Below are 8,689 nucleotides of genomic sequence, written 5' to 3'. Positions count from 1 at the left end.
GCCGGTGGCCAACGGCACGTATCAGGTCGACCTGCTGCACGCCGAGATCTATAGCGGCATCACCGGCCCCGGTCAGCGCGTGTTCGACATGTCGTTGGAGGGCCAGGCGCTGGCGGCGCTGCAGAACATCGACATCTACGCGCAGGTCGGCGCAAACGCCCCCTACACCATCAGCCAGCAGGTGACGGTGAGCGACGGCTCGCTGTCGATCCAGGTCGGACCGGGCAGCTCCTCGCCGGGCAACGTCCAGAACGCCAAGCTCAATGCCTTCGCCGTGTACAGCATGTCCGGCGGCGCCTTGCCGACCGGAACGGTGAGCTTCGCGGCCGGCGAGGCCACCACCAAGACCATCGCGGTGAACGTGGCTGACGACAGCACGGTCGAGCCCAGCGTCGCCCTGTCCAAACCCAGCGCCGGCGTGGCGTCTGCACGCCTGCTGATCACGCCGGGCACCGTTCTCAACGCCAGCACCTTCGCCGAGCCGGCCTACGAGCTCACCAACACCGGCACAACCGCCATCCGGACGCTCACCATCGATCTGCACAACAGCTTGATCGCCGGCACGGTGTTCGATCCGTTCGGCACCTTCGGCGACACCACGGCGCTCGACTTCACGCCGTACGGCTCCGTGCCGGTGAGCGCAACCTGGGCGTACGGACCGAACCCGGTCACCGAAGGCGGCTACAAGACGCTGGCCGTCACCTTCGGCGGCGCCGGCCTTGCCGCCGGGCAGACCTTCGCGTTCCGTCTCGATGCCGATCCCGCCAGCATCGAGGGGCCGGCGCCCGGCCCCAACGATTCGGGCTCGATCTCGGGCTTCGAGCATATCGGCGCCTCGGTCACGGTCGGAACGGTCGATGGCGGCTCCATCGGTGGCGAGGTGTTCACCCAGGGCAGCGCCGGCGGCGGCATGGCCATGCTGAGCTCGAGTCTGCTGGCGGCACCGGTACTGTCGATGTCGACCGTCGGCGGCACGCCGCTGGTCACCGACGCGGTGGGCGGCATCCTCAAGGCCAACCTGCCCGGTCTCAATGCGGGCGCCGGCAGCCCCGGCAACGATGTCGTGGTCGAAATAGCCGGCACCGCCGGCCAGACCGTGCGCCTGGCCGTCTCCGAGATCGGCGGCGTCGGCATGGACATCCCGCTCGGCAGCCACGAAGGCAACACGGTCCTTCAGAGTCCGAGCTTTGTCGACGTGACGCTGGGCGCGAGCGGCACGGCGAGCGTGGCGCTTGCCCTGCCGGCAGAAACGCCGACCAGTAGCCTGGCCGGCGGTTCGGTCTCGGGCCGCTTCACCGTGACTGCAGCTGCCGTCGACCCGGCCACTGGCGCTGCAACCAGCCAGGTCTCCAGCACGCTGGTCGTGAAGGACGCGGCCACCAGCTTCACGTCCGAAGCGGCGAGCGACACCTTCATGTTCCGCCAGGGCTTTGCCACCACCGAAGTCTTCCAGTTCAGCGCTACAGGCGGCAGTCACGATTTCGTCGGATTGGACCAGGATCTTTTCCCTGGCATGACCCTGCAGCAGGTTCTGAACAGCAACGCGTTGCAGCCGGGCGCCGGCGCGGGCGATGTCTACATCGTGCCGGCTGCAGGAGGCGAGATCCATCTGCACGACAGTTCCGGGCAGCTGACAGTCGATGTGCTGCGCGCCAATCCCCAGGACTTTTTCTTCTTCTGACGCCACGCCGCGCGTGGCGCGGTGTTGGAGCAAACCGTACGAGAGAAACGGAAAAGAGGCGCGATGAACGCGAAAGAAAAGACGAGTGATGCAGGCAGGGGCACGGCCTTGAAAGCGGCCCTGGACGCCTGCCGTGCCTCATTCATGTCCGCTGCATTCTTCAGCCTGTTCATCAACCTGCTGATGCTGCTGCCTGCCATCTACATGCTGCAGGTCTACGACCGGGTGCTCACGAGCGGCAGCGAGTCGACGCTGCTCATGCTGACCTTGATCGTGGTGTTCCTGTTCATCGTGCTGGGTGGACTGGAGTGGCTGCGCGCACAGATCCTGATCGTTTCCAGCATGCGCCTCGACGCCCTGCTGGGCCCGAAGGTTCACGACGCGATCTTTACCCGCACGCTGACCAGCGGCGGGCGGCAGGCCGACGCCCAGCCGCTGACCGAACTGGACCGGCTACGTCAGTTTCTCACTGGCCAGGGCCTTTTCGCGATCCTCGACGCGCCGTGGCTGCCCATCTATGTCGCGGTGATGTTCGTGGTCCACCCGTGGTTCGGTGTTGCGGCCATCCTCGCGGCGTTGGTGCTGATGGCACTCGCGGTCTGGAATGAGGTCGCGACGCGCGATTTGCTGCAAGACGCCAGCAAGCACGAGACCCAGGCGAATCTGAAGACAGCGGCGCATCTGCGCAATATCGAAGTGATCGAGTCGATGGGCATGTTGCCGCGGCTGCGCGAGCGTTGGTCCCAAGCGCACGACGCTGCCCTGCGCTCCCACAACCAGGCCAGCCGTCGCGCCGGTCTCATCTCGGCACTGTCCAAGACCTTCCGCCTGACCGTCCAGACGTTGATCCTGGGTCTGGGGGCCTACCTGGCCCTGCGTCGTGACATCAGTGCAGGCGCGGTCATTGCCGGTTCGATCCTGCTGGGGCGTGCGCTGGCGCCCATCGACGCGCTGATCGGCAACTGGCGCGGGGTGGTCAGCGCACGCGCGGCCTATGGCCGCCTTTCGGTCCTTCTCGCGGCGACGCCCGATCGAGCTGCGTCGATGCCACTGCCAGAGCCACGCGGCGAGTACCGGCTCGACAAGCTCGTCATCCAGCCGCCAGGCGCACGCGCGCCGTTGATCGACGGACTGAGCCTCGTGATCGAGGCTGGCACCCAGGTGGGCGTCCTGGGCGCCAGCGGCGCAGGCAAGTCGACCCTGCTGCGCGCGCTGCTCGGGTTGCACAGACCGAAGTCCGGTGAATTGCGGCTCGACGGCGCAGAGCTCGACCAATATGAGCGCGAGTCGATCGGACGCCATATCGGCTACCTGCCCCAGGATGTCGAGTTGCTCGATGGCACCGTGGCCGAGAACATCGCCCGTTTCGGCGACGTGGACCCGGATGCAGTGCTGGCGGCGGCGGAGCTTGCAGGTGTGCACGCGATGATCCTCGGCTTCGCCGATGGCTACGAGACCCGCCTCGACACCGGCTTCGTGCTGTCGGCCGGACAGCGCCAACGCGTGGCACTGGCTCGCGCCGTGTACAAGGCGCCGAAGATCGTGATCCTGGACGAGCCCAATTCGAATCTCGACGAAGCGGGCCACACGGCGCTGCAACGCGCACTACTGGAATTGCGTCGCAGGCAAAGCACGGTCGTGATCGTGACGCATCTGACCCACGTGCTGAGCCAGGTCGACCGAATCCTCCTGCTGGCGGGGGGCAAGCTGGCGCTGTACGGCCCGCGGGATCAGGTCACGTCGAAACTCCATCAGGCCGCAGCGCGGGTCGCGCGGCCGGCATCGGCCAACGGGGCCGCGGATGCGCATCTCAGCATTGCAGCCGCGGCCAATGACTAACGCCCGATCCCCGCCCGAATCTGCTGACGTCGCGGCCGAGCGGCGCCTGCGTCGCGTGGGCTTCGCCGTGGTCGCGGCCATCTTCGGGGGAATCGGTCTGTGGGCGGCATTCGCACCCTTGAGCAGCGCAGCCATCGGCACGGGCGTCGTCTCGGTCGAGATGTACCGCAAGACGGTGCAGCACCTCGAAGGCGGCATTGTTCGCGAGATCAAGGTGCGCGACGGCCAACTTGTTTCGGCCGGTGAGGTGCTGGTGGCGCTGGAAGACACACAGCCCAAGGCCGAGGTCGAGGGATTGCGTGGGCAGTTGTTCGCGCTGCTCGCGCGCGAGGCCCGGCTCGTGGCTCAGAGGGACAGCCACTCCGAGGTGGTCTTTCCGAAGGAGCTGGTAGAGGCGCCCAGCGACCCGCGCGCCGCCGACGCCATGCAGGTGCAGTTGCAGACGTTCCGGGTTCGCAAGCAATCACACGACGGTCAGGTCATGCTTTACCAACGACAGATCCAGCAACTGCGCGCCAAGGCCTCGGGGCTCGCGGCGCAAAAGAAAAGCCGCGACAGCCTGATTGCTTCCTACGAGAGCGAACGGGTTGATTTCGAGGCGCTGCTCAAGCAGGGGTACGCCGAACGTCAGCGGGTGCGCGAGATGGAGCGCAACGTTGCGCAAACTCAGGGAGAGCAGGGTTCGCTGGTCGCTGACCTGGCAGCCACCGAATTCCAGGTGAGCGAGATGCAGGTGAAGATCCTCCAACTCGGCAAAGAGTTGCAGCGCGAGGTCGCGACGGAACTCGCCGAAGTGCAGAGCCAACTCTCGACCGTTCGCGAGAAGGTCCGCGCGCTCGACGACATGGTGACCCGAACCGTGGTGCGCGCACCTGAAGCGGGCATGGTGCTCGGCATGACCGTCCATACGCTGGGCGCGGTGATCAAACCCGGCGAGCGCATCCTGGACATCGTGCCGCAGAACGCAAAGCTGGTCGTCGAGGCACAACTCTCGCCGCAGGACATTGACCAGGTCCGGATCGATCAGCTGGCCGAGGTGCGTTTTCCCGCATTCAAGCAGCGCGATCTTCCCCGCATCGACGGGCGCCTGATCTCCGTGTCGGGCGACCGGCTGTTCGATGACAACGAGGGCCGCAAGGCCCCCTACTACCTCGCGCGCGTTGAAATCTCCGCCGAAAGCCTGCAGGCACTGGCGAAGTCCCGGTTCGAACTGGTTCCCGGCATGCCCGCCGAAGTCCTGATCTACACGGGGGAGCGTACTTTCCTGAACTACCTGATTGCACCGCTGACCGATACCGTGGCCCGCTCGTTCAGACAAGATTGATCAAGGCACCGTCGTGATGCTCCTCGCCCGCTGCACATCTTCTCTGGTCCCTTTGCTCACGCTCTTCGTGCTGTCCGCAATGCCCGTGGCCTCGAGCGCACAGGGGCTCGCCGAGCTCTACCGCGCTGCGCTCAAGGGCAATCCCATGCTGAGGTCGCGCGAGTACGACGTGGATCGCGCCCGTGCCGAGTCGGACGGGGCACGCAGCCGGATGTTGCCTCAGGTGCTGGCGCTGGGTGCGCTGTCACGAAACCAATACAAGGATGCGACGACGATCGGCAACCCGTCCTATACCGGAAAGCGCAACAGCTTGATCCTGCGGCAGAGTCTCTACGACCAGGTCTCGCGAAGCCGATGGGAATCGACGCAGGCGACAGTTTTGCAGCGCGATCAAGAGCTGGCACTGACCCGCCTGGCATTGTTCGACGAGGTGCTGGGCCGCTATCTGGAAGCGCTGACGGCACAAGACGAACTTGAATGGCTGGCGGCAGAGTCGCAGGCGGCAACCCGCCAGGTCGATCGCCTGCGCGCGATGCGTGAAAGGCAGATGGCCAAGGTCACCGACCTGGCCGAGGCCGACGCCTACGCCCAGAGCCTTGTCACCCGCACGATCGACGCACGGAACAACCAGGCCGTGGCCCTTGCGCGACTGACGGAACTGTGCGGCATTGCCGTGAGACAGGTGCCTCCGCTGAGCCGGACCACTTTTGATGCGGTGCCTGGAACGCAGCAGGAGTGGGTCGACGATGCACTGCGCAGCTACCCGCGCTTGCTGGCCCTCACGGAAGCGGTGGAGGCGGCTCGACGTGCCTATGAATCCAGCCGCGCTGAACATCTGCCGCAACTGGCAGTGACGATGTCGTACACCCATTCCGATCAAGGATATGACAACCGTCGCCAGCCGCCCTATGACGTGGCGACCGTTGGTATCGAATTGCGCGTGCCCATCTACGAGGGTGGAAGGGTGGACGCCTTGACGCGAGAAGCAGTCGCGCGCCAGGGGGCGGCCGAACAAGCGCTGGAGACGGCAAGGCGCGAGGTCGAGCGGGAAATCGTCACCCACTGGCTGAGTGCCCGAGCCAACCTTGCTCGCGTTGGCTCGACGACGGCCGAAGTTCGCGCGTTTGAACAGACGGTGAAGGCGCAGGAAGTCGGGCTGGACCTCGGGGTGAGCCGGATCACCGACCTGCTCGATGCGCGCCGCAGGCTCTTCAAGTCGCGCGCCGAAGGCGCGAAGGCACGTTACGACTACGTGCGCGACGTGGTGGCGCTGCGCATTCGCAGCGGCAATCTGACCGAAGACGATGTTGCCTTGTGGGACCGCTGGTTCGATTCCGGTGTTCGCTGAATGGGCGCAACGGCACTGATCCACAACCGGAACCGGCGCATGCGCTGCGACCGCGACCACAGCCACTCAATAAACGTCTCGCCGATAGCGCCCCAGCGCGATGAGCTCGTCGAACGCATCCATGCCAAGGATGTCGGCGAAGGCCGCGTCGACCCCCGGCGCCATGCCGGCCAGGCTGCCGCAGACGTAGATCACCGCGCCATCGCGCACCCACGCCGCCAGTTCCTCGGCGGCTGCGCGCAGCTTGTCCTGCACGTAGATACGTTCGGGCTGGTCGCGCGAGTAGGCGATGTCGGCGCGCGCCAACAGGCCGCGTGCACGCCAGGCGGAGAGCTCGTCGACGAAGAAGGCGTCGTGCTGCGACGCGCGCTCGCCGTACACCAGCCAGTTGCGCCCGTGCCCGCGGCGCACGCGTTCGCGCAGGTGCGCACGCAGCCCGGCGAAGCCCGAGCCGTTGCCGATGAAGATGCAAGGCTGCGCGTCGTCCACCAAGGTGAAGGACGGATTGGCGACCAGCCGCAACGGCACCTCGGCGCCGATGGTCGCGCCTTCGGTCAACCAGCCCGAAGCCACACCCAGCCCGTTCGCGTGGCGCGCCTGGCGCACCAGCAGTTGCAAGGTGCCTTCGGATGGCAGCGAGGCCACCGAGTAGCTGCGCGGCGCCATCGCGGCATCGCCCGCCGCGGGTGGCGCCGGTGGCAGCACTTCGACCAGCGCGCCGGGTGCCCAGGTCGCCGTCGGCGGGCCCGACAGTTCGATCTCGTACAGCGGATCGCCTTCGCTGCCCGGGTTCAGCAGGCGACGGCTTGCAAGCCGCCAGGGTTCGTACGCCGGTAGGCGGGCCGCCGTGTCGGCCGTGGGCCACGACGAGGCCGCGTCGCCCGACAGGCCGAAGCTGCGCGCCAGCGCCGCGCGCCAGGTGCCGAGCGCAGCGCCGTCGTTCGCATCGACCTCGACCATGGGGAACAGGGCCTGCGCACTTTGCGTGCGCAGGTCGTGGTCGAGCTTTCGGCCGAAACCGCAGAAGGCCGCGTAGCGACGGTCGCCCAACGCCAGCACGCCGTACTGCAGATGCCGCAGATCCGGCCCGAGCCGCGCGAAGCCGCGTGCGAAGGCACGCGCGGTATCGGGCGGGTCGCCCTCGCCGAAGGTGCTGACGATCCACAGGGCCTTCTTGAAATGCGCCAGCACGTCGGCCGTCAGTTCCGAGACCGGCTTGATCACCGCCGCGATGCCCACCGACTGCAGGGCGCCGGCAGTCTGCAGCGCGAGCCCTTCGGCCTGCCCCGTCTGCGTGGCGAAGGCGATCAACACCGCTTCGCCGCCGCTCGACGGCGCGCCCTGGTCGAGCCGCGCGCGCGCGGCGCGTACCGCCTTCTTCGTGCGGCGCCGGCCGAGGTAGAGCATCCAGCCGGTGATCGCGAACAAGGCCATCGCGAGGCTGCTTGCCGTCATCACGATGCGACCCGGCAAGCCCCAGTAGCTGCCCATGTGCATCGGGTAGATGCTGCTCACCAGCCGGCCCGCGAGCGGCTTGTCGGCATAGCGTTCGTGCTGCGACGGCTCGCCGGTCGCGGCGTTCAGGTAGAGGCGGTTGCGGGCCCGTTCATGCTCGGGCGCCGAACGCAGGTAGGTGGCCTCGACGTTGGACGCATTACGGGCCGGCAGTTGCAGCGTGACCTGGCTCCAGTCGCCCTGCGTCACGTCGCCGAAGGATTGCCAGACCCGCGGCAGGTCGAGCTTCACGGGAGCGGACGGCGATGCGGCCTTGGCACCGCCGCCCTGCGCACGTTGCGCGCGCATGGTGCGGCTCTCGCCGGCGGCGTCGTCGACCCACGAGCGGACCGTGTCGAAGGCCCAGTACACACCGGTCAGGCTCGACACGAGGTAGACGACCAAGGCCATCGTGCCCACCACCGCATGCAGGTTCCAGAGAAAGGCGCGTCCGGTGAGCCCGAAGTCCAGACGCAGCCAGGCGCGCCAGGCAAGCGGCCGTCGCGGCCAGCGCAGGTACAGCCCCGACAGCGACAGCACCAGCAGTCCGGCCGCGAGCGTACCGGTGACCGACTTGCCGGTGTCGCGCGGCAGCAGCAGCCAGCGGTGCAGGCGCTCCATGAATTCGAAGAAGTCTTCGCCGTGCGGCTCGGGCAGCAGCGCGGCGGTGTACGGGTCGACCAGGCGCGCCTCGCCGCGCCGCTCTCCCGGCGCTGGCGCGAAGCCGATGCGGGCCGGCCGGCCCGGCTCGGAGAACACGCGGATCGTCGCGACGCGATGCCCGGGCGACTGGGACTGCACGCGGTCCATCAGTTCGGCCGGCGTGAGCAGGTGCGCACCCGGTGGCAGCGCCACGTGGCGCAGGCCGGGATTGATCGCATCGACGATCTCGGCGCGGAAGGAAAGGGCCGCACCGGTCAGCCCGATCACGACCAGCACCGTGCCGGCGGTGATGCCGATGAACCAGTGGATCTGGAACCAGGCGCGTCGAAAGAAGCCCATG

5 protein-coding genes are annotated in these 8,689 nt (G+C 67.3%); 4 read left to right on the top strand and 1 reads right to left on the bottom strand.

Going from position 1 to position 8,689, the window contains the following annotated elements; genetic code table 11:
• The 4 genes from ACSFBE_RS23715 to ACSFBE_RS23700 form a co-directional block, all read left to right on the top strand.
• A partial coding sequence (locus ACSFBE_RS23715) for a malectin domain-containing carbohydrate-binding protein (protein WP_435492856.1) occupies window positions 1–1,681 on the top strand: 1,681 nt, incomplete at its 5' end.
• A gap of 63 nt (window positions 1,682–1,744) precedes the next feature.
• The gene (locus tag ACSFBE_RS23710; protein ID WP_435492855.1) at window positions 1,745–3,520 is read left to right on the top strand and encodes a type I secretion system permease/ATPase; all 1,776 of its coding nucleotides are present in this window, start codon (window positions 1,745–1,747) and stop codon (window positions 3,518–3,520) included.
• A complete protein-coding gene (locus tag ACSFBE_RS23705; RefSeq protein WP_435492854.1) occupies window positions 3,513–4,844 on the top strand; it encodes an HlyD family type I secretion periplasmic adaptor subunit in 1,332 nt (443 codons plus the stop codon). The genes ACSFBE_RS23710 and ACSFBE_RS23705 overlap by 8 nt, the downstream gene beginning before the upstream one ends.
• 16 nt (window positions 4,845–4,860) lie before the next feature.
• Complete coding sequence (locus ACSFBE_RS23700) at window positions 4,861–6,192, top strand: TolC family outer membrane protein (protein ID WP_435492859.1); 1,332 nt, start codon at window positions 4,861–4,863, stop codon at window positions 6,190–6,192.
• A gap of 66 nt (window positions 6,193–6,258) precedes the next feature.
• Here ACSFBE_RS23700 and ACSFBE_RS23695 read toward each other — a convergent pair whose 3' ends face one another.
• Window positions 6,259–8,688, bottom strand: coding sequence for a PepSY domain-containing protein (locus tag ACSFBE_RS23695; RefSeq protein ID WP_435492853.1), 2,430 nt, complete (start codon window positions 8,686–8,688; stop codon window positions 6,259–6,261).
• Window position 8,689: the final 1 nt, after the last annotated feature.

The sequence above is a fragment of the Variovorax sucrosi genome, assembly GCF_051216635.1.
In the GTDB taxonomy this organism is placed as follows: Bacteria; Pseudomonadota; Gammaproteobacteria; order Burkholderiales; family Burkholderiaceae_C; genus Variovorax.
Note: the sequence above shows the minus strand (reverse complement) of the source record. Positions and strands in the feature narration are given on the sequence as shown.